General features: G+C 43.1%; 23 protein-coding genes. 5 read left to right on the forward strand and 18 right to left on the reverse strand.

The features are described 5' to 3' along the window. Position 1 precedes the first annotated feature (1 nt). Positions 2-223 carry a hypothetical protein gene (locus tag Q4486_RS07575; protein WP_303518953.1) on the reverse strand — a complete coding sequence of 74 codons (222 nt, stop codon included), beginning with the start codon at positions 221-223 and terminating at the stop codon, positions 2-4. Positions 224-385: 162 nt separating this feature from the next. On the opposite strand from Q4486_RS07575, the gene Q4486_RS07580 reads away from it, so the two are divergent. After that, a complete protein-coding gene (locus Q4486_RS07580) occupies positions 386-1,324 on the forward strand; it encodes an NADP-dependent oxidoreductase (protein ID WP_303518955.1) in 939 nt (312 codons plus the stop codon). 22 nt (positions 1,325-1,346) lie between these two features. Here Q4486_RS07580 and Q4486_RS07585 read toward each other — a convergent pair whose 3' ends face one another. The 9 genes from Q4486_RS07585 to Q4486_RS07625 form a co-directional block, all read right to left on the reverse strand. Further along, complete coding sequence (locus Q4486_RS07585) at positions 1,347-2,198, reverse strand: hypothetical protein (protein ID WP_303417467.1); 852 nt, start codon at positions 2,196-2,198, stop codon at positions 1,347-1,349. Further along, positions 2,170-6,072 (reverse strand): response regulator, encoded by a 3,903-nt coding sequence (locus Q4486_RS07590; RefSeq protein WP_303518957.1) that lies wholly within the window; start codon positions 6,070-6,072, stop codon positions 2,170-2,172. Before Q4486_RS07590 ends, Q4486_RS07585 begins: the two co-directional genes overlap by 29 nt. A 14-nt stretch (positions 6,073-6,086) precedes the next feature. Beyond that, positions 6,087-8,210: a methyl-accepting chemotaxis protein gene (locus tag Q4486_RS07595; protein ID WP_303417462.1), complete on the reverse strand. Its 2,124-nt coding sequence runs from the start codon at positions 8,208-8,210 to the stop codon at positions 6,087-6,089. Between the two features lie 21 nt (positions 8,211-8,231). Continuing rightward, positions 8,232-8,711 carry a chemotaxis protein CheW gene (locus Q4486_RS07600; RefSeq protein WP_303417460.1) on the reverse strand — a complete coding sequence of 160 codons (480 nt, stop codon included), beginning with the start codon at positions 8,709-8,711 and terminating at the stop codon, positions 8,232-8,234. Positions 8,712-8,720: 9 nt separating this feature from the next. After that, on the reverse strand, positions 8,721-9,080 hold the full coding sequence (locus tag Q4486_RS07605) for a PleD family two-component system response regulator (protein WP_067867992.1): 360 nt from the start codon (positions 9,078-9,080) through the stop codon (positions 8,721-8,723). A gap of 18 nt (positions 9,081-9,098) precedes the next feature. Further along, positions 9,099-9,899 (reverse strand): PleD family two-component system response regulator, encoded by an 801-nt coding sequence (locus Q4486_RS07610; RefSeq protein ID WP_303417457.1) that lies wholly within the window; start codon positions 9,897-9,899, stop codon positions 9,099-9,101. 439 nt (positions 9,900-10,338) lie between these two features. Beyond that, entirely contained in the window at positions 10,339-10,773 is a 435-nt protein-coding gene (locus Q4486_RS07615) for a hypothetical protein (RefSeq protein WP_303417455.1), read from the reverse strand. Beyond that, a complete protein-coding gene (locus tag Q4486_RS07620) occupies positions 10,766-11,044 on the reverse strand; it encodes a hypothetical protein (protein ID WP_303417453.1) in 279 nt (92 codons plus the stop codon). The genes Q4486_RS07615 and Q4486_RS07620 overlap by 8 nt, the downstream gene beginning before the upstream one ends. Before the next feature lie 3 nt (positions 11,045-11,047). Continuing rightward, a complete protein-coding gene (locus Q4486_RS07625; protein ID WP_303417452.1) occupies positions 11,048-11,644 on the reverse strand; it encodes a YjaG family protein in 597 nt (198 codons plus the stop codon). 296 nt (positions 11,645-11,940) lie between these two features. Between Q4486_RS07625 and Q4486_RS07630 the strand changes: the two genes are divergently transcribed. Then, complete coding sequence (locus tag Q4486_RS07630) at positions 11,941-12,840, forward strand: SIS domain-containing protein (RefSeq protein WP_303417450.1); 900 nt, start codon at positions 11,941-11,943, stop codon at positions 12,838-12,840. Positions 12,841-13,149: 309 nt separating this feature from the next. Beyond that, the gene (locus Q4486_RS07635) at positions 13,150-13,347 is read left to right on the forward strand and encodes a PA3496 family putative envelope integrity protein (RefSeq protein WP_303417448.1); all 198 of its coding nucleotides are present in this window, start codon (positions 13,150-13,152) and stop codon (positions 13,345-13,347) included. 66 nt (positions 13,348-13,413) lie between these two features. Here Q4486_RS07635 and Q4486_RS07640 read toward each other — a convergent pair whose 3' ends face one another. After that, positions 13,414-14,904: an FMN-binding glutamate synthase family protein gene (locus Q4486_RS07640; RefSeq protein WP_303417445.1), complete on the reverse strand. Its 1,491-nt coding sequence runs from the start codon at positions 14,902-14,904 to the stop codon at positions 13,414-13,416. Between the two features lie 530 nt (positions 14,905-15,434). Here Q4486_RS07640 and folE2 point away from each other — a divergent pair. After that, positions 15,435-16,370, forward strand: coding sequence for a GTP cyclohydrolase FolE2 (gene folE2, locus Q4486_RS07645; RefSeq protein WP_067867962.1), 936 nt, complete (start codon positions 15,435-15,437; stop codon positions 16,368-16,370). Positions 16,371-16,420: 50 nt separating this feature from the next. On the opposite strand, the gene Q4486_RS07650 is transcribed toward folE2, so the two are convergent. The 3 genes from Q4486_RS07650 to glmU all read right to left on the reverse strand — a co-directional run bounded on the left by Q4486_RS07650 (position 16,421) and on the right by glmU (position 21,072). Next, entirely contained in the window at positions 16,421-17,761 is a 1,341-nt protein-coding gene (locus Q4486_RS07650; protein WP_303518958.1) for a D-serine ammonia-lyase, read from the reverse strand. A gap of 110 nt (positions 17,762-17,871) precedes the next feature. Then, complete coding sequence (gene glmS / locus Q4486_RS07655) at positions 17,872-19,695, reverse strand: glutamine--fructose-6-phosphate transaminase (isomerizing) (protein ID WP_303518960.1); 1,824 nt, start codon at positions 19,693-19,695, stop codon at positions 17,872-17,874. A gap of 3 nt (positions 19,696-19,698) precedes the next feature. Further along, positions 19,699-21,072 (reverse strand): bifunctional UDP-N-acetylglucosamine diphosphorylase/glucosamine-1-phosphate N-acetyltransferase GlmU, encoded by a 1,374-nt coding sequence (glmU, locus tag Q4486_RS07660; RefSeq protein WP_303417438.1) that lies wholly within the window; start codon positions 21,070-21,072, stop codon positions 19,699-19,701. 117 nt (positions 21,073-21,189) lie between these two features. Between glmU and Q4486_RS07665 the strand changes: the two genes are divergently transcribed. Next, on the forward strand, positions 21,190-21,930 hold the full coding sequence (locus Q4486_RS07665; protein WP_303417436.1) for a TrmB family transcriptional regulator: 741 nt from the start codon (positions 21,190-21,192) through the stop codon (positions 21,928-21,930). Positions 21,931-22,048: 118 nt separating this feature from the next. Here the strand turns inward: Q4486_RS07665 and Q4486_RS07670 are convergent, their stop codons facing one another. The 4 genes from Q4486_RS07670 to atpA all read right to left on the reverse strand — a co-directional run bounded on the left by Q4486_RS07670 (position 22,049) and on the right by atpA (position 26,406). Continuing rightward, positions 22,049-22,474, reverse strand: a complete 426-nt coding sequence (locus Q4486_RS07670) for a F0F1 ATP synthase subunit epsilon (RefSeq protein WP_067988099.1) — start codon at positions 22,472-22,474, stop codon at positions 22,049-22,051. 32 nt (positions 22,475-22,506) lie between these two features. Then, positions 22,507-23,883: a F0F1 ATP synthase subunit beta gene (gene atpD, locus Q4486_RS07675; RefSeq protein ID WP_067988102.1), complete on the reverse strand. Its 1,377-nt coding sequence runs from the start codon at positions 23,881-23,883 to the stop codon at positions 22,507-22,509. A gap of 36 nt (positions 23,884-23,919) precedes the next feature. Next, positions 23,920-24,783, reverse strand: a complete 864-nt coding sequence (gene atpG / locus Q4486_RS07680) for a F0F1 ATP synthase subunit gamma (RefSeq protein ID WP_067988106.1) — start codon at positions 24,781-24,783, stop codon at positions 23,920-23,922. Positions 24,784-24,861: 78 nt separating this feature from the next. Further along, the gene (atpA, locus tag Q4486_RS07685) at positions 24,862-26,406 is read right to left on the reverse strand and encodes a F0F1 ATP synthase subunit alpha (RefSeq protein WP_303518963.1); all 1,545 of its coding nucleotides are present in this window, start codon (positions 26,404-26,406) and stop codon (positions 24,862-24,864) included. Positions 26,407-26,409 lie beyond the last annotated feature (3 nt).

The following is a 26,409-nucleotide window of genomic DNA, read 5'->3' on the forward strand; positions in this document are numbered from 1 at the left end:
ATTAAATCAGAAAATTAATTATACGGATGGCCACTGCGACAACCATCATCGTCAAACCAACACGATTCACATTAAATTCGCGCTTAGTCATATTGATCGTTGGCTTCCAAAACTCGATCAGTGACTTGTAATCTTTAGTTCTACCGGCATACATTGCTAAAGAAACAAGATAAACCAACAACCCACCCCAAAACAAAAACTGCTCTATTATTGCCAGATACATTACTCTCGCCTTTACTTGTTGCTATCAAAGAGGAACTCGTTATCATTTTATCAGTCCCTAAAGATAGCTAGCCTACCAAAAAACAGTGTTCTCGGCTGCCCTGTATAGGTTATATAACTTACTTTTTGGTAAGGGTTACTTATTCAGCCGTTGGAGTTGTAAATGAAAGCAATACAGATCAGTCAATTTGGATCTAATGAAGCCTTATCCTACACAGAATTAGCAGAACCCAAGCTTAACTCTGGGGAAGTTTTAATAAAAAACCAAGCAGCGGGCGTTAATCCGATTGATTGGAAAACTTGTGGCGGCGGCGGTGCAGCGCCATTTATCGGCGATCTACCTTTTGTCCCTGGTTGGGAGTTTGCAGGTACAGTTGAGAAAATCGCAAGTGATGTGACAACATTCTCTGTAGGTGACGCCGTTTTTGGGTTTATTCGGTTTCCTGAGCGCGCAGGCTGCTTTGCTGAATATATTGCAGCACCTGCCGATCAAATCAGCTTACGACCTACAGAACTTCCTGTTCACGCTGCGGCGGGCTTAGGCTTAGCCGGCCTAACGGCTTGGCAAGCTCTGTTTGATAAAGGGAATCTACAAGCATCACAACAAGTTGTCATCTTAGCCGGTGCTGGGGGTGTAGGTCATTTAGCCATTCAGTTAGCCCACTGGGCTGGCGCAAAAGTCATTACAACCGCCTCAAGTACAAATCACGATTTCCTGAAATCCCTTGGCGCTGATGTAGTCATCGATTATCACACGCAGAAGATTACTGACCATGTAGAAAATGTTGATCTGGTAATTGACTGTATGGGCGGAGACGTGGGTATTGAAGCCTTAGCTTGCGTAAAAACTGGCGGTACTTTAGTTACATTGCCTTCAGTAACCAAAGATGAAGTAATCGCTGCTGGCAACGCAGCTGGAGTTAAGGTGGAGCCTATACGTGTCGAACCTAACAGCGAGCAACTCGATAAACTGGCAGGCTTATATGTAGATAAAAAACTGGAGTTGAAGTTAGCAAACACCTACCCATTAGAAGACCTAGGACAAGCCTTTGATGAAAGCCGAACAGGTAAAGTAAAAGGGAAACTAGTCTTAACTATCTAATTCATCAAAGTGGATAACCAACTTAGGGGCTAACACTTAGCCCCTGATACATCGCTGTTACTTTATCCATACTTTGTGTGATTTTTTCTGCAGAGCGCATAATTAGCGGTAATAACGCTTTATTCACATCCATATCAGAGAGATCTTTAAAACGCTTAAAGTCTTTCTGTATTTTATTTAGCTCACTTTTTATCTGATCACTGTTTAACTTACTACTCTCTAATGCATCCCTATTTTGTTCAAACAACTGTAAGGACTCAATAAAGGGCTCAGAGTAACGGTCGTTAAAACCCCAGGCACGTAATGCATAATGGCTACTAACCCGCTGAGATAACATACGCACAAACCCGGCTGTACTGATAAGGTTTCCATATGCACTCTCAGTTTTAGCATTAACCTCAGCAGTGACCAACATCCACTCTTTCAGAAGCAGTTCCGTTTGCGCACGTACATTCTCAACGTTCTCCTTTGTTGGTTCTTGTTCGTACAACGGCTTTACAACGTTCCAATGTTCCGACACTTTCCTAAATGCGTCACCGACCGTATCTGTTGTATTGTAAGAAAGCGATGGGTCAGAAGCATGCTTATTAACATAGTTAAGTATCTCTTTTTCTGCGGCCTCGTACTCAACGATTGCTGCGTTAAGATCCTGCTCAGCCTTTCTCGCACGTACAGACATACCCACTAAAATATAGTTTTTGAGCATCTCTTGGCTAAGTCTATTTTGATTTGAGGATGAGTTAATAAGTGCTTCAACAGATGTTATTTCAGCAGAAACCACTGTGCTCATAAATAACAAACTCAATATTAAATATTGAAATCCCTTCATAAAAGCAATCCCCTTATCAGGTACAAACTTCAGCCAATAGGTCATCGATCTGATCCAGTAACTGGTTTTCAGACCAAGGTTTTGTTAAATATGCAGAGACACCAGCTTCAGCGGCTTCCTGTCTATGCTTTTCAGTAGAACGAGAAGTAATCATTATTACCGGAATATGCGCAGTTTCATTACGATTTCGAATCACTGTTGCTAACTCAACCCCACCCATTCTCGGCATCTCCATATCGGTGATAACCATATCCGGCTGACGCTTACGCATCTGGTTCAATGCATCTAGGCCATCGATCGCGGTCATAACCTCATAACCAGTATCTTTCAATAGTGTCTCAATCGTTTTACGCGCACTAAGAGAATCATCCACTATTAAGATTCTTGGCAACTCTAACTCCGCCTCAATCTCAACCATTAATGGCTGTTCATTGAACACTGAGCGTTTATAACGAATACGGCCTGGAAGATCGACAATCGGAGCCGCCTGCCCATTTGCCAAGATCGTTAATCCTGGTAAACCAGGTAGATCTGGAAGGTAATCACTCATCTGTTTAAACGCGAGTTCACGATGTGCGATAACTTCTTTCACTAAAACAGCAACCCGTTCACCTTGCGCCATATTCACAATCAAAACAGGATGAATAGCCTCAGCTTCTAGGTAGTTGTAACCGCGCTCATCAAGAAGATGCTCAAGCATATAAACGGGATAATCATCCCCTCCATACTGAAACATAAGCTCATCACCCTGATGATTAAATTTACCATCTAGTGAGATCAAGCTCTGCTCGATACCAGGACCAGCAAGGGCAAAAACCTGCTTACCGCAACGAACCAATAATGTACGGATCATCAAAGAGCTGGCAGGCATAGCTAAATGAAGCTCTGTACCTTCTCGGCTGTGAGAAGAAATATCTAAGGTGCCCTGTAAACGTAGGATCTGCTGATAGACCACATCCATGCCAATACCACGGCCCGACAACTGACTAATCTCTCCACGGGTAGAAAAACCAGGGATCAAAATCAAACGATTAATCTCATCATCGGTGAGCTCTAAGCCCGCCTCAATCAGCTCTTTTTCTTCAGCAACCGCTAACACGCGCTGCGTATTAATCCCATCACCATCATCCCTGCACTTCACATCAATCATGGCATCTTGGAGTGAGAATGTGAGCGTAACGCAACCCTCTTCAGGCTTCCCTCTTTGGGCTCGTAAACGAGGGGTTTCAATACCGTGATCAACAGCATTACGAATGATATGTAGTAATGGATCCGCTAACTGGTTCAAGATATAGCTATCAACCAGTGTATCTTCACCTTGGATTATAAGGTTGGCTTTTTTATCGGTTGCACGGCACGCCTGACGTAATATCCGCTGCAAACGGGAGGTAATCGTTTTAACGGGAACTAATCGAGTACTTAAAACATTATCGAGGGTTTCTTTCTGCAGACCTGATTGAGCTATATGTAACGAGCTCAAACTCTGGATACGTCCCTCCATCTCTTGTTGAATCTCACGTACATCGGCAACCGCCTCTTGTACACGGGAGATGGTGGTATGGATTTCGTTATAGCGATCCATCTCTAATGGATCAAAATCGTCAGAGCTTTCATCAAGCTCCGATTGCGTATTAATCTGCTCCTGAAACTGCTGCTCAAGTTCAAAAAGTACACGCTGTAATATACGGTGACGCTCGCGGTTAGTTCGTGTAAACCCTCGAAGTTGAGTAACCTCTTCATCAAGCTGTGTATTCAAAGTGCTGGATTCACCCGCCAGACGAAACAGGTTATCCAAAATAGATCGAGGAACACGGAAAACTGGCGATTCATCTAGCGCATTTTCATTTGCGGCTTTATCGTCAGAGGGTTGAGGTTGATCCGTCAGTCTTTGCTCAGCAACAATAGAGGCACCCTCAATGATGGATGAGCTGTCTTGCTCTAGGGCCGGCAAGCCTTCTGTTTTGAGTCGATAATCCCAATCCATTATCAACTGTAAAACCTGCAAAGCATTATCCGGTACAGCCGTTCCCTCTATAACACTTTCTGACATTGCAGCCAGACAGTCCGCCGCTTCAAAAAGATCATTTTTTAGGGAACCTGAGGGTAACTGATCAGCCCCCGTCAGGTACTCCATTACATCTTCAAGCCGATGCGCTAAGTTTGCCACGCCTTTAATACCCGCCATATTTGCCAAACCTTTTAGGGTATGTACGGCACGTTGGGCACTGCGTAGAGCCTCTTTATCTGAATCGGCAAAGGTTTTCTGTATATTATTTAAGAAGTCATCCGATAAAGTTGGAAGCTCATGATGAAGCATATCAAGGAGCTGAGGATCTATATCTTCTGATTCTTGTAACTCTATATCATCTACACCCGCTGTTTCTTGCTCTATATCGCCACTACTTTGCAATGAGGCTAAAGCTAAAAGCCCCATGATAAAAGAAGCTTGCTCCACTGTAGGTCGACAAGGTAACTGGGTATCAACATATTGATCGAGTAAGGTTTGTTGACGTTCATATACACTAATATCAACAAAGTACTCTTGTAGACCGGTCAAACACGCATGTATAGATTCACTCGACTCAACAGTGAGCGGGATAGTATTTTCAATCAAGTAATCTAAGTTAAGTATTAATCCCTCCACCAGCACTTTCGCACCAATAAGATTGATCGTATCTAATGCACGAATAACCGTAGCTAACAGATCGCGGGACTCATCGAGCAATTTGGGGTTGAGTGAGTTCTCTTGCCATTGCTCAGCTAAAGAGGTAACTGATTGGGAGAGCATCTCAACCACTGCCGGCTCAATTTTCGGCCCTTCTTCCTGCAAAAGAGTAAAATCAATCGAACAAAAGCTAGGAGGTTCAGGTAAAGGCAGGCTGGCCTCTAATGGCAGATCTGATTCGATATCTCCATCTAAATCTTGAGATTCTAACGGCTCAATCACCTCTTTAATTAACGCTAGTGGTTCAATACTTTCGTCCTCATCCACCTCATTCGCAACGAAGGTGCCTGAGTTCAAACGTTCTAAATCTTGTTCTAAGAGTTCACTTAAAAACTCAGTATCTTCACTAGCAACGGGCTCAGGCCAATCCTGATCGGTCATAAGGGCGAGTATAGGTGCAATCATGTCAGCTGTAGGCTGTGACAATAATCCTAAAATCGCTTGATTCAGCGCGGTTGCACAAGGTGCTGAATCCGTATCGCTTAACTGGGCTAATAACTCCCCATAAAGCGCCAGAAGATCGGAGAATCCTGACCAATCATGCTCAGAATGGGTATCGATCTGCTCATAAAACTGCTCAGTATGTTCCTCACTAAAGTTAGGAAGCGCTGCAGCCATATCCGTTAATAGAGCAAAAAGACCAGGGAAAGCGCTTTCAACCGCAGGTGAAGGTGCAAGGGAAGACTCGGATGACGGCTGTTCAACCAATTGATCCGGCGTCATATCTAGGTCTAGATCAACCGATGGCGGGATAGATGCGTCCGATAACTCAGCATCGGTACGCTCCGAGTGATCCAGCTCATCGACACTATTTAACTGCCGACAATCGAGTTCCAGCAGCTCTAGCAAAAATCCACTGTCCTCTTCTGGTAGAGGTTCAGCCCAAGCAACATCCCGTAAACAGCTCACTAAACCTTGTGCCACTGTCGATGGGTTACCATCAAAGACCCCATCCAACTGTTCCGCTAAACGGTGAATTACAGGGCCTACCTGTTTAATATGCTCCTCCGGCAGGGATTCTAACAACTCAGCATAAAGTGCTAAGAAATCAGCTAATCCTGGCAGATCGTGCTCACTGAACTGGTCGACATATTCATACAACTCGACGATCAACTCAGTCAGCGGCAACTCCATCTTTAGACAGAGTTTTTGTTTTGCATTCAGCCACTCGATGGCTAGTTTAGGATCAAACATTGATCTCTATCCTATTAGTGTTCAGTCGTGGCCAATTTAAATACACTGATTGATTTCTGCAGTTCTTGGGCCGCATCTACCAATTCATCAGACAGTTCAGCCTGCTGGCGCATCTCAGCATTCGTCGCTTGGGTAGTTTCATTAATGCTTGTCGCACGTTCACGAAGCTCCTCTGCCACTTTCGCCTGCTTAACTGAGCTGTGTGCAATACGCACAACAGAGTCAACCAAGGTTTGTGTAGTGGATCGTGTTTCACCCATACGCTCACCCGCTTCCTCGGCAAGACGTGTACCTTCAACAACGTCACTGATTACATTGTTGATTACATTGATAGTGTCCGCAGTCTCTAACTGAATGTTGTTTACTAGGGATTCAATTTCAGAGGTTGCTTCACGGGAGTTCTCAGATAAACGCTGTACCTCATCTACCACCACCATCAAGCCTCGACCTGCTTCACCAGCCGATGCCGCGTGCATACTCGCATTCAGGGACAGCACATGGGTACGTTCTGAGATGTTGTTGATCAGGTTTACGATACCGCCGATCTCTTGCGAACGTTCACCTAGTCGTTTGATACGTTTTTCCGCCTCATGGATGGTCTGACGTATTTTATTGATACTATCGATTGTTTGAGATACAGAATCCATAGCGGTTTCTGATGTTTTAATCGCTTTCTGAGAGGCGTTGTTTGAAATCACCGCTAGCTTAGAGATTAACTCCATCGCTTTAATGGCTGAATCAAGACCATCCAACGTTTCACCGATCTCCTCTTTCTCTCGCTCCGCATAGCTAAGGACCGTTTCGGACTGCGATTTAACCTGTGCGGAGGCGGTGTTTACACGGCCGGAAACTACATTAACTTCGAGCAGTACCGATTCAATCGACTCAACCAACTGGTTAACGGAGTCAGATATCGCACCCGTCACATCTTCAGCTACAGGTACTCGAACCGTTAGGTCTCGTTGAGAGATTTGGAATACGTTTTGGATCAAAGAGATAATTGAGGCGTTTAGGCGTTTGTTTTCTGCCTCTTTAACTTGCAGCGCATTCTCTTTCTCTTCGAGCATGCTATCCAATACAACAGATAGCTGACCAAGCTCATCTTTACTATCTAGTTCACTTCGAGCATCCACTTCGCCTTTACGTACACGGTCAATCGCATTCTGTATTTTACGCAGTGGATCAATTACACCATATTTTACGATCGACATTGATACCGCTAATGCTGTGATCATCAAACCCATTGAGATGAAGAAGTATGTTGCCATCTCTTTCATATCATCTAGCTGCAAGTTGTCATTCTGAACTTTATATTCAGCAGCTAACTCGGTTACTTCATCAATTTTGGGAGCAAGTTTAGCGATAATCGTTTGAAGCTGTGTATATTGAGTATGTTTACGTTCTACAGAATCGGCCAGTTGAGCAAACAGCTCTTCAATCTGGACCATGTTATCGACTGCAATTTTTCGGTTTTCAGACGAGGCACGCTGAGTAGCAGAACGAAGGGTCGTTGCTTCGATTTGGTTTTTCAGACGGACTAAGTTCTTACTGATTTCAGACGCGCTAACCGTCTGCCCATCATTCGCAACAAACTCATCTAGATTGGCACTTAAAGTACTCAGCTCTTCCCTAATCCAACTACGCTCAAGCCATAAAATTAGAGGCTCAGTCTGCCAGATAAGTGTCCTTATATCTTGGGAGAGCCCAGCCTCTTTACTTAAACCAATCTCCATACTCGCTTCTGAAGCGTCGTAAAAAGTATCTTGGTACTGATCTATAATGGTCTGGAATTGCTCAACAAGGGCTTTATCTTCATCTGTACGTAAGTAAGATTTTAAGCTGAGAATATCTGCATCAACCGTTCCCATGATGTCGTTATACATGGTTAGCTGGTTCATCTCTTTTTCAGCTTGGAAACTTTTCTCCTGATAACGCGCTTCAGAAACATTGGCTTGAATACGACTAACTAAAAGTAGGAAGTCATTCAACTGCTGTGAACGTGCCTGTGCTTTTTCTTGCAGAACGATTGTCTGATAGTAAGAAGCACTCATAAAGATCAAGCCCGCGCACAGTAATGCCAACGCAATGGCAAACTTAATCGGTATCCGTACGTTCTTAAACTCCCAAAACGATTGCATAGATCTAACTCTCCGTACTTTTTAGAACTGTTTTTTTAAGGCTAGAAACAAAAGACGATGATCAATTTCAAACCATTTATTATTTTTATCGCGGTAAACATGACGTATCGCTTTTTCAATGATTTCCGGTAGCCCTACGGCAACCTCATCTAGCAATTCAGGGTCTGCCACGCTTTGCGGCGGAGACTTTAAAAATACTCCTACCGTATTGGGATGGTCATCTATCAGCAAAACCCAATCTTGAGCATCTTCCTCTTCATCTAATACCCGTAAATATTTATTCAGGTCATACACTGGCACCGTTTCTCCGCGGTGATTGATAAAACCTGAAAACCAATCCGGCGTTGACGGAACAGCACAAATCGCTGGGGACTTTACAACCTCAGCTCGTGTCTGTTCAGATATTAAAAGTGGGCAACTACCCACTTCAAATCCATGCCTGATTTGATGAAACTCGGAACTACTTTCTTGATCAATACTGGTTTGCTGAGTATCCATCATTCCACTCTGTTAAGTCAGTGCATTAATCTGCGCAAGCAGGTCTTCATCCGAAAAGGGTTTAGAAACCATTGCTGAAGCACCTTGAAGTTGAGCCCAAACCTTATCGGCTTCCTCTTTTTTACTCGAAACAAGCACAACAGGAATATTCTTAGTGGCCTCATCTGTAGTGATCTGCCGACAAGCAGAGAAACCATCCATCTCAGGCATTACTATATCCATAAAGATCAAATCTGGTTTTTCGTTTTTTGCCTTATCTAAGCCCTGCTTACCATCACTGGCAACAATGACCTCAACACCACAACCTGCCAACACTGTACATATGTGCTTCTGTTGAACAGGATCATCTTCAACTACAAGAACTTTTTTCACTGACTGTCTCCAATATCATTAAGCTTTTTGAAACTCATCAACCCAATTCGATACCCTGCTGATCACCTTTTGGAACTCTTCATGCTCTATCGGCTTGGTTAAATAGGTGGAACAACCGGACATGATTCCTTTAACCTCATCCATAGGTGAGGTTTTAGATGTCAACATAATGATTGGGGTTTTCTTTAATTCTGAATGTTTTCTCATTTCTGCACAGGTTTCAAAACCATCAATACCCGGCATTACTACATCCAGAAAGATAAAATCATAAGAATTATTTGCGACTTTTTCTAAAGCCTCTTCGCCTGTTGCTGCAAAGTGGACATTGACTGGCAAGGATAGCTGTTGCAGTTCTGAGTCTAACGCTTGCTGCATAATTTCATTGTCATCAACAACCAACACTTGAAAACCATTCCGAGTGGAAGAAAGCTCTTCAGCTTCAGTCTCCACATTTTCATACTTGCTGAATTTGTTCTCTTCAACCGTTTCGACAACGGGACATTCCATATCCTCATTTTCACTTGTCATCTTATCTAGTGTTCGTAAAACACGTGAAGAGACAAGTGGATAACCAAGGTATGCATAACTTTTATCGGCGGGTCGACCGCGACCGACTAAAATCAATCGTGAGTGATAGTTAGAAGGAAGATTTAAAAGCTCAGGATGGTCATTTAGATTAAAACCGAATACCAGCATTAAATCAGGTAGGTTATTAAAATCAGGATCAACAAGGATATAGCGTGTTTGTTTGGAAAGTTTGAATATTTTTTCCAGCTTTATTCGCTGGTCTTCAGGAAAACCTATGGAACCAATCTGCATTCTAGCCCCCTATCCTAGTAGTAAAAGAGGGTCGGTTCACATCATAGTGAATAGCTCGATAGGCTGAAATGGTATAGGTAAAACCGCAGGCACTATTATAGGTAAGCCCAACATTAAATTTATGCTGAGATGGCTTAATTAAGACTGCAGAATTATAACTTAGTGCATCCGCTGCACTGATATTGAAATTTTCTACTACCATAAGTACGCAATACCAATAGTACAACGTTGTTTCGCCCGAGCTGCTATGCTTCTACCAGCCCCATCCATTATCTCTTTATTATTTTAATGACGTCTTATGCGCCCTTACTACACTGTACAGCTTTTAGACAGACAAGCAAATAAAGCATTTCTAAACAGCTATTTAACTTAATAGAGAAAAGAAACTTTGTAAATTAATAAGCAAAAAAAAGCGAACCCTATGGTTCGCTTTATATATTTATTGTGGTTGCGTTGAGCAAAAGAATTGCTGCTGCCTCATTAATAATCGACAACCTTCCCCTCGAATATCTCGCCCCCAACAACTTTCTCTGGCCCAAGTTTTATCATCGTCTGAACGTTTTTCATTGTATGCGGGTACATCTTTACAAAAATCAGGACTCGGTGCCGCATGCTTTAAACAGGCATTTAAAAATTTCCCGTGCTTAACGGTACAAGCAAAGCCAGAACAGCGATCAAAACTGCTCAATGTTTGTTCTAAACACGCTTGTTGATCATTCTCTTTACCAAAAGCGATCCCTTGCTCTTGAAACAACTGCGTTTCTTCCGCTAGTTCTTGATTCCACTCAGGCAACCAATAATCCTGTGTTAACCATGCACCAAATATACCTAGAACAATCAACAGTATAAGGCCCCAAACTAACTTTTTAATCATTTTTAAATCCTTTTTGAGGGCGCCATAAAAGGCCTTTCATACATAAAAGCAATCCAATAACTGATAACAACATCATGCCATTGACGAGCATAGGGTAGCGAACCATTAAAGGAATAAATGGATGCTTTTCCTGAAGATCACATTCACTAATTTGATAATTATATGATCCCCCTTGTTTAATACAGGCATCAACGGTGGACTGATCTATAAAAAATACTGTCATCAGAATAAGTGCGGGGAGCACAAGAAGTACTAGACCTATTTTTAACATCAATTACTCGCTATCGCATATACCCAAATTACTATAGCCGCCGTTATGTGCCAGCTCTCTTAGCTCTGCAAGTGCTTCTCTACGAGGAAGGTCATCCTGTAGGATCTCGATAATATCCGCATGAAAGTCATCTTCTTGGACCATAAGATCATGGGTATTGATATAACGTACCAGCTCTTCATCTGAGATTTGATCATCCGCATTCATCTCTATAAATGTTGCTACGGACTCACGAGACATATTGGAGACATTTAATACTTCTCCAGCATCAGCAGAAAGCACTGTATTCAATGTGGAAAATAACGCAACAATAGCGTCAAGTGCTGGTGATGCCCCATACATATCGAACTTATCAAGATCGGGCATGTTGGCTTCAACATTATCCAACTGAACGTCAAAGTTCATTTTCGCACCGCTATTGTTGAGGTGATCCCACACCCCATCAAGAATCTGACGCATTTTGGCTAACTCGCCAAACTCCATCAAACGAGCAAACAATGCAAAGTTAGGAAACATACGCTCAGACATCGCGGCACAATAAGCAGCTAGTTGCCAATCTTTAAGATCGTAAAACTCTTTATCAACACGCGGTTCGGACATGTAAATCACCAGATCTATGGGAAAGTGTGTATTGTACCGATTTTATGATTATTTGCAGCGTAATATGACCCTACCAATAATTCTATTCTCCACTTAGTTAGACTAAGTAAAAAGAGACAAATTCTGTAGCTATAAAATCCACCGAAAACCGTGCTCATATTCAAATTATTATTTATAAACAAAAAAATGACTTAACCTTATAAATGAGACAATTATCAGTAAAAGATGATCTGTTATGTATAAGCTTGTTATACTTTAGAAAGGGGTTTTATCTTGATAGACAGTGAGGTGTTTAGTTGAGTTCGTTTAATCTGCTTAAGTCGATTGCCGAAGCGCATGGAAGCTTAAGAAAATCTGAGCAGAAAGTCGCAGACTTTGTACTGGGCAACCCGAATGAGGTTATCCATATGCGTATTGTTGATTTGGCTTCAGAAGCGAATGTCAGTGAACCTACTGTTGTCCGTTTTTGCCGTGCACTCAACTACGATGGCTTTCAGGATTTTAAGCTAACCTTAGCTCAAGGCTTAGCGAGTAATACCAATTACGAGCAGTTTTCACTGAATACCAAAGATACAGTGATGGAGTTCAAAGAAAAAATCTTTGATTCCATGATCGGCAATCTCCTTAATATTAAAGAGCAGCTCGATACAGAAACGGTAGAATCTGCAATAAATAGCCTAACAAAAGCACGCCGAGTTGAGTTTTACGGCTTTGGCGCATCAGCACCTGTATGTACAGATGCTGCTCACAAGTTTCACCGCTTAAAGGTATCTAGCACCTCTTATTCAGATCCTCATATGCAAGCAATCTCTGCCGTCTCCCTTGATGAACGAGATGTAGTGGTCGCAATTTCACAAACGGGCCGAACAAAAGATCTGCTACATACCGTCAACTTAGTCAAAGATACAGGAACGACGGTTATATCCCTTTGCCCAAGTAACACGCCGCTTGCAGAGGCATCAACTATTTCGATCCATATTGATTTAGAAGAAGATAAAGACCTAAGTACCTTGATGTCATCACGGGTATTACATTTGGTTGTCATTGACGTCCTGGCTGTAGGTGTGGCCATGAAACTGGGCCCTGGCTTAGTTGACCACCTAAAAACGATTAAACGCAGCCTGCGCTCGTTACGCCAAAATGACAAACGGCCTCTTCTACGGAAACCATCGAACTTTCCTGAAAGCGAAAGATAATGACTAAATAGCACGACTCCGTGGGATATAACGTTGCTTATATCCCATTTTTTCACCTTTCTTACATCTTTCCTTCATCTCCCTGAAACAACCTATTTTTATTATGAGCCGTCTCTTTAGATGTGCGGTTCAGCCTAAAACTATTTGAAATTTAGCGTCAGCTATAATAAAACTAGTTCAAGGTTGTTTTTAAACAGGGTTTGAGATCCATCAATATCTCATGCTCAATCACTAGTGCCCCTCATTGCGGTACGTAAATAATACCGACCGATGGGCCTTCTGACCGTTAGGATAAGATCAGGAGCTATTATGTTGAGAAATACCGAAAACCTGAATGAAGTACAAACCGAAGTCTTCGACCTATTGGTAGGTTTTGAAGAAGAGGAAAAGCTATCTCGTAAAAAACTAGCCTCAAGGCGAGCATTAAAAGCACGCCGTGCGATTGAACAACGTTTTGAAGAGAAAGAGCTTGCTGCACATATTGATGAGTGTTGGTTTGGAAGTTAATAGAATTTAATACGCCAGTTCTTTGAACTGGCGTATTTCGTTAACGCTTCGCTTACCTCTAGCTACTTAATACTCTGGATAGAGAATATTCAGGGGTATAGATCGGCTGCCTTCAACAACAATCGCACAATGCTTGCGTTTAAGCTTGCGTGGTTCAGTTACACCACATGAGTGCGCGATGATCTCTACTTCGTGTACAAGATGATTGTGATAATTAGCTACACGGTCCGCTTTCACTTCAGGCACTAAGCCTCGTTGCAAATCTGGATCATGAGTTGTAATACCTGTAGGACAAGTATTCTTGTTACACTGCAACGCTTGTATACAACCTAAGGCAAACATAAAACCACGCCCTGTCACCACAAAATCAGCACCCATACATAAAGCAGCAGCGACATCGGTTGGGTTGATTAATTTACCTGAAGCAATAACACGGATACGATCCCGCAAATCATGGGCCATCAGCTTATTCACCAATATAGGCAAACTTTCCCGTAAGGGTAAACCTACGCTATCCATTAAAGGCATAGGTGCAGCCCCAGTCCCCCCATCAGCACTGTCTAAAGTAATAAAATCCGGTGCAGATTCTAAGCCTCGTTCTAATATGGCTTCACAAAACTCATCCAACCACTCAGTATCACCTAAGACCATTTTAAAGCCACAAGGCTTACCGGTCACACGACGAATACGCTCAACCATATCTAACAGATCAGAAATTGAAGCAACATCGGGATGACGGTTAGGGCTTATTGAATCTTCACCAACAGGAATACCACGCACCGCAGCAATTTCTGCGGTGACCTTCCCGCCTGGAAGAATTCCCCCTTTACCGGGTTTAGCTCCCTGACTAAGTTTAATTTCAAACATCTTAACCTGCTGAAGCTCGGCTTTTTCCTTTAACTTCTCTTCCGAAAGCTTCCCATGGCTGTCACGTAAACCATATTTAGCAGTGCCTATCTGATAAACAATGTCGCAGCCCGAATCAAGATGGAATGAGGACAACCCACCTTCACCTGTATTCATCCAGCAACCCGCTTTTTTTGCTCCTTTGGCGAGTGCTTGTACAGCAGGTTTAGACATAGCCCCGTAGCTCATACCAGAAATATTAAAGAAGGAGGGAGCATCATAAGGTTTATCACAATAAGGCCCTATGCGCAGACTTTCGGTCTGAACAGCATCTTCCTGAAGCATAGGGAAAGCACAGTTCAGAAAGTAATAAGTACCAGGGATCCTTAAATCACGAGTCGAACCAAACGCGATAGTACTATCGACATTTTTCGCTGCTCTATACACCCACGATCGCTGCGCTCTATTAAACGGCATCTCCTCACGATCCATCGCAAAGAAATATTGACGGAAAAACTCGCCAATATGTTCAAAAATATAGCGAAAGCGGCCAATCAATGGATAATTTCTACGGATAGTTTGCGTCGTCTGGTGTTTATCAATCTGATAAAGAACCAAAGCAACAACTACAACAATTGCAAACAAAACCAAAAAGACAATACCAACAAATGCAATAAAGTTGATTGCAAAGTTAGTAACAGGATCATTCATGCTATCGGCCTCCTATGGACATAGCAGTAAGCCCCCAAGGGCTTTATATTTATGCATATGACGTTATAACTAAATCAATAGTTCAATCAATAATTTTCTCTATACAATGTAGAAGTCGGCTTTCTGAATCAAGTAATACCCCTGCAAAATGTAGTAATTTATTGTCAAAAACCTTCAACTTCTGTCTTTTTCAGCGATAAAGCGCTTAATTCATTGATTTTCTCTTCTGATATTTGCAAAACCCCTTAGGGTAGATGTATGGTACGTCGCTCTTCGTATTTATTAATACTTTAAGACTAGAGTTGTACGAAAATATTAAATTCAAGATCCTTAATAAATAAAGTTCTGCTTTCTGTATTTTCCCTAGAGATACTTGTTTTCTCAGGAAAGTGCCCTCATGTAATTATCTATAACAGATAAAACGCAGAACAAACCAACTTAGACCTACCTAATTGGTTTTATTTAGCCGAATTAATAAATTCAATATATAAGCTCTGATTGTTGCAACCAAAAAGTGGAAGATCCGATTCATGACCAATTTGCCTGATGTAACCAGTAATCAAAATCCAGAGATCCATGGTTCTCTAGACTGGGTGGGCATGAATGGGATTACCGTCCCATTGCAGTTCGAAGACAATAAACTTGGCGTCAATAACATTGAAGCACGTGTAAATACTTACGTTAACTTGGTTAATCCCAAAGTTAAAGGTATTCATATGTCACGTCTCTACTTAGCGTTAAGCAACTTTTTTGAGAACCAAACGCTGAATGTACCTGCCTTAACTGAGTTTTTATCGCACCTGCTCGATAGCCACCACGATATCAGCACTCAAGTGTTTCTAAACTTTGAGTTTGATTTCTTAATTAAAAGAGATGCACTAAAAAGCGATAACAGCGGTTGGAAAAACTACTCAACAACGCTAAGAGCAACACTTACAGGCAATGATGTAGTATTAGAACTTGCAACTCGAGTACCATACTCCTCAACCTGCCCATGTTCTGCTGCCCTATCTCGACAGTTGCTACAACAAGCCTTTACCGCTGATTTTTCAGATAAAGGCGCACTGAATATTGAAGATGTAGAGAAGTGGCTACTATCTGAGAAAGGCTCCTTTGCAACACCTCATAGTCAGCGTAGCCAAGCAACCGCTTGGGTTAAGCTAAATAAAGAGATGGGTGCTTTCCCATTAACAGATCTTATTGATCTAGTTGAAGGAGCATTAAAAACACCTGTGCAGACAGCTGTTAAACGTGCCGATGAACAAGAGTTTGCCCGTTTAAATGGACATAACCTGATGTTCTGTGAAGATTCTGCCCGCCGTCTTAAGCAAGCGCTTAATAGTCAGACTCAGTACTCCGATTTCTGGCTAAAAGTGGAGCATTTCGAAAGCTTACACGCCCACGATGCAGTTGCTTTAGCCTCTAAAGGTGTCGAGGGGGGTTATAGCCCTGCTAATTACACTTAACAGTTTATTGAATTAAAAAAGGCTGCCAATGGCAGCCTTTTTTATTAGAGCTATACATCTTTACCTAGACGATAATATTCCTGCAGCTCCTCTTCCGGAACCATACTCCCGCCCGTAGCCCATATTATATGAGTTGCTTGCTTCATCTTACCCACTAACTGATGCTGCTCAAGGTAACTGTACTGCTTGAATAAACGCATAACGCCAGGCGCTCCCGCTAACGCAGAGGGCTCAAGCCCTATAGCTTCTTCATCCTTTAGCAACGCTAATAATCGATAAAGCTCGCTATCCTCAACCGTATAAATACCGCTCAATAAAGGTGACATAAGTTTGCCGACAAACCCTGATGCTCTGCCAACCGCCAAACCATCAGCGCAAGTTTTGTTATCAATACCTATATCTTGAACACTAATTTGATCCTGTAAACCTGTATACATCCCTAAGAGCATACAAGGTGAATGGGTAGGTTCAGCAAAGAAACAGTGTACATTATCACCGAACTGCTGCTTTAAACCGAAAGCTACACCTCCTGGCCCACCACCCACACCACAAGGTAGATAAACAAACAGAGGGTGCTCAACATCAACAAGTATATTGCTATCATCCAGCTGCTTTTTAAGCCGTTCAGCAGCAGCACTATAACCAAGAAAAAGGTCCTTCGAGTTTTCATCATCGACGAAATGGCAGTTCTCCGTTTGCAGTGCTTGCTTACGTCCCTCTTCTACCGCTTTACTGTAATCCTCTTCATATTCAATAACCTCAACACCTTTACTTCGCAATAGGCTTTTCTTCCATTCTCGTGCATCAGCCGACATATGAACGCTCACCTTAAAACCTAAAGCCGCGCCCATAATCCCTATGCTTAACCCTAAATTGCCGGTAGAGCCAACCACGATTTGATACTGATTGAATAAGGCGATTAACTCCGGGGAGGCTAATTTACTGTAACACTCCTCTTCCTTTAACAGGCCTGATGCTAGGGCCGTTGTTTCAGCATATTTAAGTACTTCATAGATACCACCGCGCGCTTTTATCGATCCTGATATGGGCAACTCGCTATCACATTTCAAATAAAGCTGACCTAAAATAGGTAAGCCATACTCTTGCTCTAGTCGACCTTGGAATTGAGAAATTTTACGCAGCGGCGACTCAATCAGTCCCCCATGTTCTCGAGTTTCAGGAAAACACAGGGCTATAAACGGAGCAAAACGAGTAAGCCTGCTAGCCGCATCATCAATATCTTCTACCCTTAAAGGCAGATTGGATTTAGCTTGAAAGAAAGGGATCAATTGATCATTAAGCCAGAAGCTAGGCTGAGTCGCGATTAAACGCTTAAACAATGGATCACTGTCTATCCACTGCCCAATTAATGCTCTATCGACAAAAGACATAGTTAAGTACCCACACTATTAGTATGCGCTATACAGTGACACTTAAATTAAAAAGAAAAAGGAATAGATAGCCACTACAATTGATGCGAATTGTAGTGGCTCATGGACAGCTATTCGACTGTAACTGACTTAGCTAAATTTCGTGGCTGATCTACATCAGTGCCTTTTAATACTGCCACATGGTAGGAAAGCAGCTGAAGAGGAATGGTATACAGCACTGGCTGCATAATCTCATCACAATCAGGCATTGTAAGCACATGAGTAGCATCTTCTGCCTGCACTCGATCAGAACCAGCAAAAACAAATAGCTGACCACCGCGCGCCTTCACTTCCTGTAGATTTGCTTTTAGCTTATCAAGCATGTCGTTTTGAGGCGCCACTGCAACGACAGGCATATCTTTATCTACCAACGCGAGAGGCCCATGTTTAAGCTCACCTGCTGGGTATGATTCTGCATGGATATAGGAGATCTCTTTAAGTTTAAGCGCCCCTTCCTTTGCAATTGGATATAAAGTGCCTCGACCTAAAAACAGAGCATGATGCTTCTCAGCAAAAGATTGCGCCATCTCTTCAATATCTTTATCCATCGCAAGCGCTTGTTCAACCTGTTCAGGTAACGCTTTTAAAGCACGAATAATTTTAGCTTCCACTTCAGCTGTAAGATCATTACGACGGCCTAAGGCTATAGTGGTCAGCATTAACGCCACTAACTGAGTCGTAAACGCTTTAGTTGATGCTACCCCAATTTCAGGGCCCGCATTGGTCATTAAGCATAGATCTGATTCGCGTACTAAAGAACTTCCGGGAACATTACAGATAACTAAAGAGGCTAACACACGCGATTGAACTTCTCTCAATGCAGCTAGTGTATCTGCGGTTTCTCCTGATTGGGAGATCGTTAAAAATAAGGTTCCGGGCGGAATAACAACCGGGCGATAACGATATTCACTGGCCACTTCGATCATGCAGGGAATACCAACAAACTCTTCGATCCAGTACTTAGCAATAATGCCAGCATGGAAACTAGTACCACAGGCAATGATTTGAACCTGTTTTACTTGATCAAATATAGTCGCCGCTTTAGCACCGAAACATTGCTCTAATAATCTATCACCACTAATACGACCTTCCATACAGGCTTTGATAACAGACGGTTGCTCATAGATCTCTTTAAGCATGTAATGCTTAAATTCACCTTTATCTGCCGCACTAATCCCATGCTCAAACTGACTTACTTCACGCGTAACAACCTTATTACTAGAGTCGTATACCTCGATATCAGACGCGGTTAAAACAGCTACATCACCATCTTCCAAAAACATAAAACGGTCAGTTACCGGCAATAATGCCAGTTGATCTGATGCGATAAAGTTTTCACCTATACCTACACCAATGACTAAAGGGCTACCTTTACGGGCGGTAACAAGCTGATCAGGCGCATCTTTATGAATCACACCTAATGCATATGCACCCTCTAATTTCGTAATAATATGAGCGACAGCACGTTGTAAACAAGGTTCTGTTTTTAAATACTCTGCGAGTAAGTGAGCAATTACTTCTGTATCGGTATCCGAGGTAAAGGTATAACCTTTTTCCTGCAACCCTTCTTTTAGTACTTCAAAGTTCTCGATAATACCATTATGTACAACCGCCAAAATATCGGCTGACATATGCGGATGCGCATTACGCTCATGGGGTACTCCGTGAGTCGCCCAACGGGTATGCGCAATACCGGTTGTTCCAATCAACGGGTTCTCAGATAGGGCATCTGCCAAAGACTGCACTTTACCATTGCGACGACAACGTTTAATTTCACCCTCTGTATGAAGGGCAATACCTGCAGAATCATAACCACGGTATTCAAGCCGACGTAAGCCTTCAATCAATATATTCTGGACAGGACGTGCAGCGACGGCGCCTACTATTCCACACATAATTTAGTTCTCTTTATTCAATTTTGTAGGACGCTTCCAGTTATTGAAGGATATTTGTTTAGCCCGCGTAAGCGCTAGCTCATCCTCTTCAACATCTCGGCTAATCGTTGATCCAGCGCCTATAGTCGACATCTTACCGATCTTAACCGGTGCCACTAGTGCGGTGTTAGATCCGATAAAAGCATTATCAGCGATCTCTGTCGTCGATTTGTTGACGCCATCATAATTACAAGTAATCGTACCAGCACCAATATTGACGTTATCACCTAAGATTGCGTCACCAATGTAAGAGAGATGGTTGATCTTAGAACCTTCGCCAACAATTGCTTTTTTAGTTTCGACAAAGTTACCCACTTTGGCATTATTCGCTAATAAAGTTCCTGGACGTAAACGCGCAAAAGGACCTATATCACAGGATTCACCAACAATAGCACCTTCAATCACTGTATTTGCTTTTATGTAAGAACCTTTACCAATAGTACAGTTTTTCAAAAAACAGTTTGGTTCAATAACAACCTGATCGCCTAGCGTCACTTCGCCTTCAAAAACGATATTGATATCCAAAATGATATCTTGGCCACAATTTACATTGCCCCTCACATCTATACGTTTAGGGTCGGCTAAAGTGGCGCCCGATAACATCAACTGTTCAGCTTGTTGTAACTGATACCAGCGTTCTAACTCAGCCAACTGGATACGGTTATTAACCCCCTGAACTTCCTCTTCGGCGTCCGGCTGAATAGTTTTAATAACTAGACCTTGCTCTGCAGCCATCGCAATAATATCCGTTAGATAATATTCGCCTTGGGCATTTTCTGATGATAATTTCGGCAACCATTCTCGAAGATAGCGACTTTTAACCGCTAAAATACCAGTATTCACTTCTTTTATTAGATGTTGTTCCGCTGTCGCATCTTTATGCTCAACAATCGCAGTAACAGAACCTTCTCCATTGCGAACAATACGTCCGTAGCCTGTAGGATCATTAAGGTTAACCGTAAGTAATGCAAAATTATCTTGTTTAGCTAACTCAACCATCTGATTCATTGTTGCCGGTTGAGTTAAGGGAACATCACCATAAAGAACAAGAACAACGCTATCTTCAGCAACAGAAGGCATTGCTTGAGCAACCGCATGGCCCGTACCTTTCTGCTCAGCTTGTAATGCAAAATTAAGGGTTTGTCCTGCCAAGGATTCTCGTAGCAGTTCTGCCCCATGGCCGATGACCACATGGGTGATCACATCTTTCATTTTTGATGCTGCATCAATCACATGCTGCACCATCGCTTTACCGCCTACTTTATGAAGCACTTTCGGCAGGTTTGATTTCATACGGCTGCCCTGACCTGCAGCTAAAATGACAACGTCAACTGACATAATGTCCAACTTTCCTTGTGGCTAGCGCCTTATTGATAATTACTACTTTATTATCGCTTAACTTTAAAGTAATAATAGTTTCACACAATCCCTTTTGTCACAAATTTTATGACAATTATGAATAATGAAATATTTGAATTACTTGGCCTAACCCCACGTGAAATAGCGATTTATAAAGCTCTTCTATCACTTGGAGCAAGTTCTATCAGATCAATTGCTGATAAATCTGGCATTAATCGTGGTAGTACATATGAAAGCCTTAAAGAGATGCAGGGAAAAGGGATCGTTACCTATTTACCTAAAGGAAGAAGACGATTATTTTCTCCAGTAGATCCTGATTATTTATTGCAGTTAGCAGAAGAGCGTCGTTCAGGTATTGAACGCGCTATAGATACGCTAAAACAAAGCATCATTCCTGAACTACAACACCTTAAACCCGATTTTAACACCGCCAATGTTCAATTTTATGAGGGGGATAATGGTATTGAACATGTGTTAAAAGATATCCTCAGCTCAGTGACCAACTCAGAGCGAGATAGCTACTCAGTCTTCTCCTCTAAGCCGATTAGGAAGCACCTCTATCGACCCTTCCCAAACTTCACAAATCAACGCATACAACGTGGTATTAGCGTACAAGTGATAGCTATAGGAGATGGTGGGGAGGATGCGGAGTTATCAGAACGTAAATGGATAAAAACTGAAGGGAAAGTTGATGCTGCCTATATAGCTATCTACCCACCTAAATGTGCAATTATCTCACTTGCTTCTGACAACTATCCAACCGCTGTAGTGATTAATTCAGCGGAAGTAGCGACTGCACAGAAAATCATCTTTGATACCTTGTGGCGATTACTCTAGAAGGCCAACTCTGTGCTGATGCAACCTTAGGTATAATCGCTCTTGGGGACAGATCTCTCACAAACGAAAAAGGCAACCCGAGGGTTGCCTTTTGACTTGTAGATTGTAAAAAGAGATCTTAACGACCCAGCTTTTTACGAATCTCTTGTAGAGTACGAAGCTGAGCTGCTGCTTCGGCAAGCTGTGTAGCGGCTTTCGAGTATTCGAACTCGGAAGTTCTATTAGCCATTGCCTGTTCAGCATGTTTCTGAGCTTCTTGCGCTGCGGCTTCGTTCAGGTCACCAGCATGCAGAGCTGTATCTGCAAGAATGATTACCTTATGAGGTTGAACCTCAAAAAAGCCACCGGATATATAAAAAATATCCTGTTCGCCACCCTGTTTACGTAATTCGACAGGTCCTGGTTTCAGTTCCGTCAGAAGCGGAGCGTGACCTGGGTAAACACCCAAGTCACCCAGGCTACCTGTTACGGATACGAATTCGATCAGGCCTGAGAAAATTTCATTCTCAGCACTAACGATGTCGCAATGAACAGTCATAGCCATATTTATACCTCGTAAAGGTTAGCTAAACGCATTTACATGCTTTTAGCTTTTTCGATCGCTTCGTCCATACCGCCAACCATGTAGAACGCTTGTTCTGGTAGGTCGTCGTACTGTCCTTCAAGGATGCCTTTAAAGCCACTGATTGTATCTTTAAGAGATACGTACTTACCTGGAGAACCAGTGAATACTTCAGCAACGAAGAATGGCTGAGATAGGAAACGCTGGATCTTACGAGCACGCGTTACAACCTGTTTGTCTTCTTCAGACAACTCATCCATACCCAAGATAGCAATGATATCTTTCAGCTCTTTATAACGCTGAAGAACACCCTGTACCTGACGAGCAATATCGTAATGCTCCTGGCCGATAACCAATGGATCAAGCTGACGTGACGTTGAATCCAGTGGGTCAACCGCTGGGTAGATACCCAATTCTGCAATCTGACGAGACAATACAACAGTCGCATCAAGATGTGAGAAGGTTGTCGCTGGAGATGGGTCAGTCAAGTCATCCGCAGGTACATATACAGCCTGGATAGATGTGATAGAACCAGTCTTAGTAGAAGTGATACGTTCCTGAAGAACACCCATCTCTTCCGCTAGTGTTGGCTGGTAACCTACCGCTGAAGGCATACGGCCTAGCAGTGCAGATACCTCAGTTCCCGCAAGGGTGTAACGGTAGATGTTGTCTACGAACAACAGTACGTCACGACCTTCGTCACGGAACGCTTCCGCCATAGTAAGACCAGTCAACGCTACGCGTAGACGGTTACCTGGAGGCTCATTCATCTGGCCGTATACTAGAGATACTTTATCCAATACGTTGGATTCTTTCATCTCATAGTAGAAGTCGTTACCCTCACGAGTACGCTCACCTACGCCCGCAAATACAGAGAAACCTGAGTGCTCGATCGCGATGTTACGGATCAGCTCCATCATGTTTACTGTTTTACCTACACCGGCACCACCAAACAAACCAACTTTACCACCTTTCGCAAACGGGCAAACCAAGTCAATAACCTTGATACCTGTTTCCAAAAGATCGTTAGAAGCTGACTGCTCTTCGTATGAAGGGGCTTTACGGTGGATCGGCATACGCGTCTCTTCACCAATAGCGCCACATTCATCAATTGGGTTACCCAGTACGTCCATAATACGACCAAGCGTCGCTGTACCTACAGGTACAGAAATTGGTGCATTAGTGTTCGATACTTCCCAGCCGCGGCTTACGCCTTCGGTTTGTCCCATTGCAATCGCACGTACTACACCATCACCCAGCTGCTGCTGAACTTCTAGTGTCAAGCCGGTTTTTCCGACTGTCAACGCGTCATAAATCTTCGGTACTGAGTCACGTGGGAATTCCACGTCTACTACAGCGCCGATAATCTGAACAATAGTTCCGCTACTCATGTTCGGATCCTCTTAAAATTGAACCTGTTTACTGCATTAAACAGCCGCAGCACCACTAACGATCTCAGATATTTCCTGAGTAATCGCCGCTTGACGAGCTTTGTTATAAATCATTTCAAGCTCGTTAATCATATCGCCAGCATTATCAGTTGCATTCTTCATTGCTAGCATTCGTGCTGCCTGCTCACAGGCATTGTTCTCAACCACGGCCTGATAGACCAAGGACTCAACGTAACGTACCAGTAAGCCATTCAAAAGCTCTCTAGCATCTGGTTCGTACAAGTAATCCCAATGATGATTGAGACGTTCATCGTCATCTTCTGCCTTAAGTGGAAGCACCTGTTCGATGTTAGGTGACTGGGTCATCGTATTAACGAATTCGTTAGATACAATGAACACTTTATCCAGTTTTCCTTCATCGTAAGCATCAAGCACGACCTTCACAGCACCAATTAGGTCAGCGACTTCTGGCGCATCACCTAAATGGGTTTTAGCAGCAACTACGTTTCCGCCATAGTTCTTAAAGAACGTTGCGGATTTGCTGCCTAGTGAACAAATATCAATTTCGATATTTTGGTCATGAAACTCTTTCATGCTTTTAACAGCTGCTTTGAACGCATTCACGTTCAAACCACCACACAAGCCACGGTCGGTTGCAACAACAATGAAACCAACGCGTTTAGTCTCTCTCTCCTGCATGTACAGATGTTTGTACTCAGGATTAGACCCGGCTAGGTGCTGAATTACACCACGGATACTCCGGGCGTACGGCCGAGATGACTCCATGCGATCCTGTGCTTTACGCATCTTAGAAGCAGCAACCATTTCCATGGCACTGGTAATCTTCCTCGTGCTCTGCACACTCGCAATCTTTGTCTTAATCTCTTTTCCGACTGCCATAGTTCCGCCTATTAACCTTGACTTAGTGTTAGATCTGCATGAATAACATCATGCAGATCACTCACTCGTAACGAGCTCTTACCAAGTTTGGGTAGACTTGAACTTTTCAATACCAGCTTTGAACTGTGCAGCGATCTCATCAGAGTATGCGCCAGACTTATTGATATCAGTCATCAGATCAGCATATTCGCTGTTGAAGAAAGAGATCAATGCAGCTTCAAAGTCTAGAATCTTGTTCAATTCCACACCAGATAGGTAACCTTCGTTAGCAGCGAACAAGCTCAAACCCATGTCAGCAATTGACATTGGTGAGTACTGTTTCTGCTTCATAAGCTCAGTTACAGCCTGACCATGCTCAAGTTGAGCACGAGTCGCATCATCAAGGTCAGAAGCGAACTGTGCGAACGCTGCTAGCTCACGGTACTGAGCCAATGCTAGACGAACACCGCCACCTAGCTTCTTGATGATTTTAGTCTGAGCTGCACCACCTACTCGAGATACCGATAGACCCGCGTTGATCGCAGGACGTACACCTGAGTTGAATAGATCAGATTCTAGGAAGATCTGACCATCAGTGATGGAGATTACGTTTGTTGGTACGAACGCAGAAACGTCACCGCCCTGTGTTTCGATTACAGGTAGAGATGTTAAAGAACCAGTCTGGCCTTTAACTTCACCATTGGTGAATTTCTCAACGTAGTCAGCGTTAACACGCGAAGCACGCTCTAGTAGACGAGAATGCAAGTAGAATACGTCACCTGGGTATGCTTCACGTCCTGGCGGACGACGTAACAATAGAGAGATCTGACGGTAAGCCCATGCCTGTTTAGTCAGGTCATCGTATACGATCAGAGCGTCTTCACCACGGTCACGGAAGTATTCACCCATTGTACAACCAGCATAAGGAGCCAAGAACTGCATTGCTGCAGGATCAGCGGCACCGGCAGCAACAACAATGGTGTGATCCATTGCGCCGTGCTCTTCAAGCTTACGTACAACGTTAGCGATAGTAGACTGTTTCTGGCCTACGGCTACGTAAATACATTTAACGCCTGTATTTTTCTGGTTGATGATAGCGTCGATAGCAATCGCAGATTTACCAATCTGGCGGTCACCAATGATCAGCTCACGCTGACCACGGCCAACTGGCACCATGGAATCGATTGCTTTCAGACCAGTCTGTACTGGCTGATCAACACCCTGACGTTCGATTACACCAGGTGCAACCTTTTCTACAGCGTCAGTTAATTTAGTTTCGATTGGACCTTTACCATCGATCGGGTTACCCAGAGCGTCGACTACGCGACCCTGCAGTTCCGGACCAATTGGCACTTCCAAAATACGACCAGTACAACGTGCAGTCGCACCCTCTACTAGGTTCTGGTAGTCGCCCAATACAACAGCACCTACGGAATCACGCTCAAGGTTAAGAGCCATACCATAGATACCGCCAGGAAATTCGATCATTTCCCCGTACATTACGTCAGCAAGTCCGTGGATCGTAATGATACCATCGGAAACGCTAACTACAGTGCCCTCATTACGGGCTTCTGAAGTCACATCGATGTTTTCAATGCGCTTCTTGAGAATCTCACTGATCTCAGAAGGATTCAGTTGCTGCATGCT

It is taken from the genome of Neptuniibacter sp. 2_MG-2023 (assembly GCF_030547495.1).
Classification (GTDB): Bacteria; Pseudomonadota; Gammaproteobacteria; order Pseudomonadales; family Balneatricaceae; genus Neptuniibacter.

What these genes read in the sequence shown, in the direction of transcription:
- Q4486_RS07575 (WP_303518953.1), bottom strand. Translation starts at nt 223, where the DNA reads ATGTATCTGGCAATAATAGAGCAGTTTTTGTTTTGGGGTGGGTTGTTG.
- Q4486_RS07580 (WP_303518955.1), top strand. Translation starts at nt 386, where the DNA reads ATGAAAGCAATACAGATCAGTCAATTTGGATCTAATGAAGCCTTATCC.
- Q4486_RS07585 (WP_303417467.1), bottom strand. Translation starts at nt 2,198, where the DNA reads ATGACCTATTGGCTGAAGTTTGTACCTGATAAGGGGATTGCTTTTATG.
- Q4486_RS07590 (WP_303518957.1), bottom strand. Translation starts at nt 6,072, where the DNA reads ATGTTTGATCCTAAACTAGCCATCGAGTGGCTGAATGCAAAACAAAAA.
- Q4486_RS07595 (WP_303417462.1), bottom strand. Translation starts at nt 8,210, where the DNA reads ATGCAATCGTTTTGGGAGTTTAAGAACGTACGGATACCGATTAAGTTT.
- Q4486_RS07600 (WP_303417460.1), bottom strand. Translation starts at nt 8,711, where the DNA reads ATGATGGATACTCAGCAAACCAGTATTGATCAAGAAAGTAGTTCCGAG.
- Q4486_RS07610 (WP_303417457.1), bottom strand. Translation starts at nt 9,899, where the DNA reads ATGCAGATTGGTTCCATAGGTTTTCCTGAAGACCAGCGAATAAAGCTG.
- Q4486_RS07615 (WP_303417455.1), bottom strand. Translation starts at nt 10,773, where the DNA reads ATGATTAAAAAGTTAGTTTGGGGCCTTATACTGTTGATTGTTCTAGGT.
- Q4486_RS07620 (WP_303417453.1), bottom strand. Translation starts at nt 11,044, where the DNA reads ATGTTAAAAATAGGTCTAGTACTTCTTGTGCTCCCCGCACTTATTCTG.
- Q4486_RS07625 (WP_303417452.1), bottom strand. Translation starts at nt 11,644, where the DNA reads ATGTCCGAACCGCGTGTTGATAAAGAGTTTTACGATCTTAAAGATTGG.
- Q4486_RS07635 (WP_303417448.1), top strand. Translation starts at nt 13,150, where the DNA reads ATGTTGAGAAATACCGAAAACCTGAATGAAGTACAAACCGAAGTCTTC.
- Q4486_RS07640 (WP_303417445.1), bottom strand. Translation starts at nt 14,904, where the DNA reads ATGAATGATCCTGTTACTAACTTTGCAATCAACTTTATTGCATTTGTT.
- folE2 (WP_067867962.1), top strand. Translation starts at nt 15,435, where the DNA reads ATGACCAATTTGCCTGATGTAACCAGTAATCAAAATCCAGAGATCCAT.
- Q4486_RS07650 (WP_303518958.1), bottom strand. Translation starts at nt 17,761, where the DNA reads ATGTCTTTTGTCGATAGAGCATTAATTGGGCAGTGGATAGACAGTGAT.
- glmS (WP_303518960.1), bottom strand. Translation starts at nt 19,695, where the DNA reads ATGTGTGGAATAGTAGGCGCCGTCGCTGCACGTCCTGTCCAGAATATA.
- glmU (WP_303417438.1), bottom strand. Translation starts at nt 21,072, where the DNA reads ATGTCAGTTGACGTTGTCATTTTAGCTGCAGGTCAGGGCAGCCGTATG.
- Q4486_RS07665 (WP_303417436.1), top strand. Translation starts at nt 21,190, where the DNA reads ATGAATAATGAAATATTTGAATTACTTGGCCTAACCCCACGTGAAATA.
- Q4486_RS07670 (WP_067988099.1), bottom strand. Translation starts at nt 22,474, where the DNA reads ATGGCTATGACTGTTCATTGCGACATCGTTAGTGCTGAGAATGAAATT.
- atpD (WP_067988102.1), bottom strand. Translation starts at nt 23,883, where the DNA reads ATGAGTAGCGGAACTATTGTTCAGATTATCGGCGCTGTAGTAGACGTG.
- atpG (WP_067988106.1), bottom strand. Translation starts at nt 24,783, where the DNA reads ATGGCAGTCGGAAAAGAGATTAAGACAAAGATTGCGAGTGTGCAGAGC.
- atpA (WP_303518963.1), bottom strand. Translation starts at nt 26,406, where the DNA reads ATGCAGCAACTGAATCCTTCTGAGATCAGTGAGATTCTCAAGAAGCGC.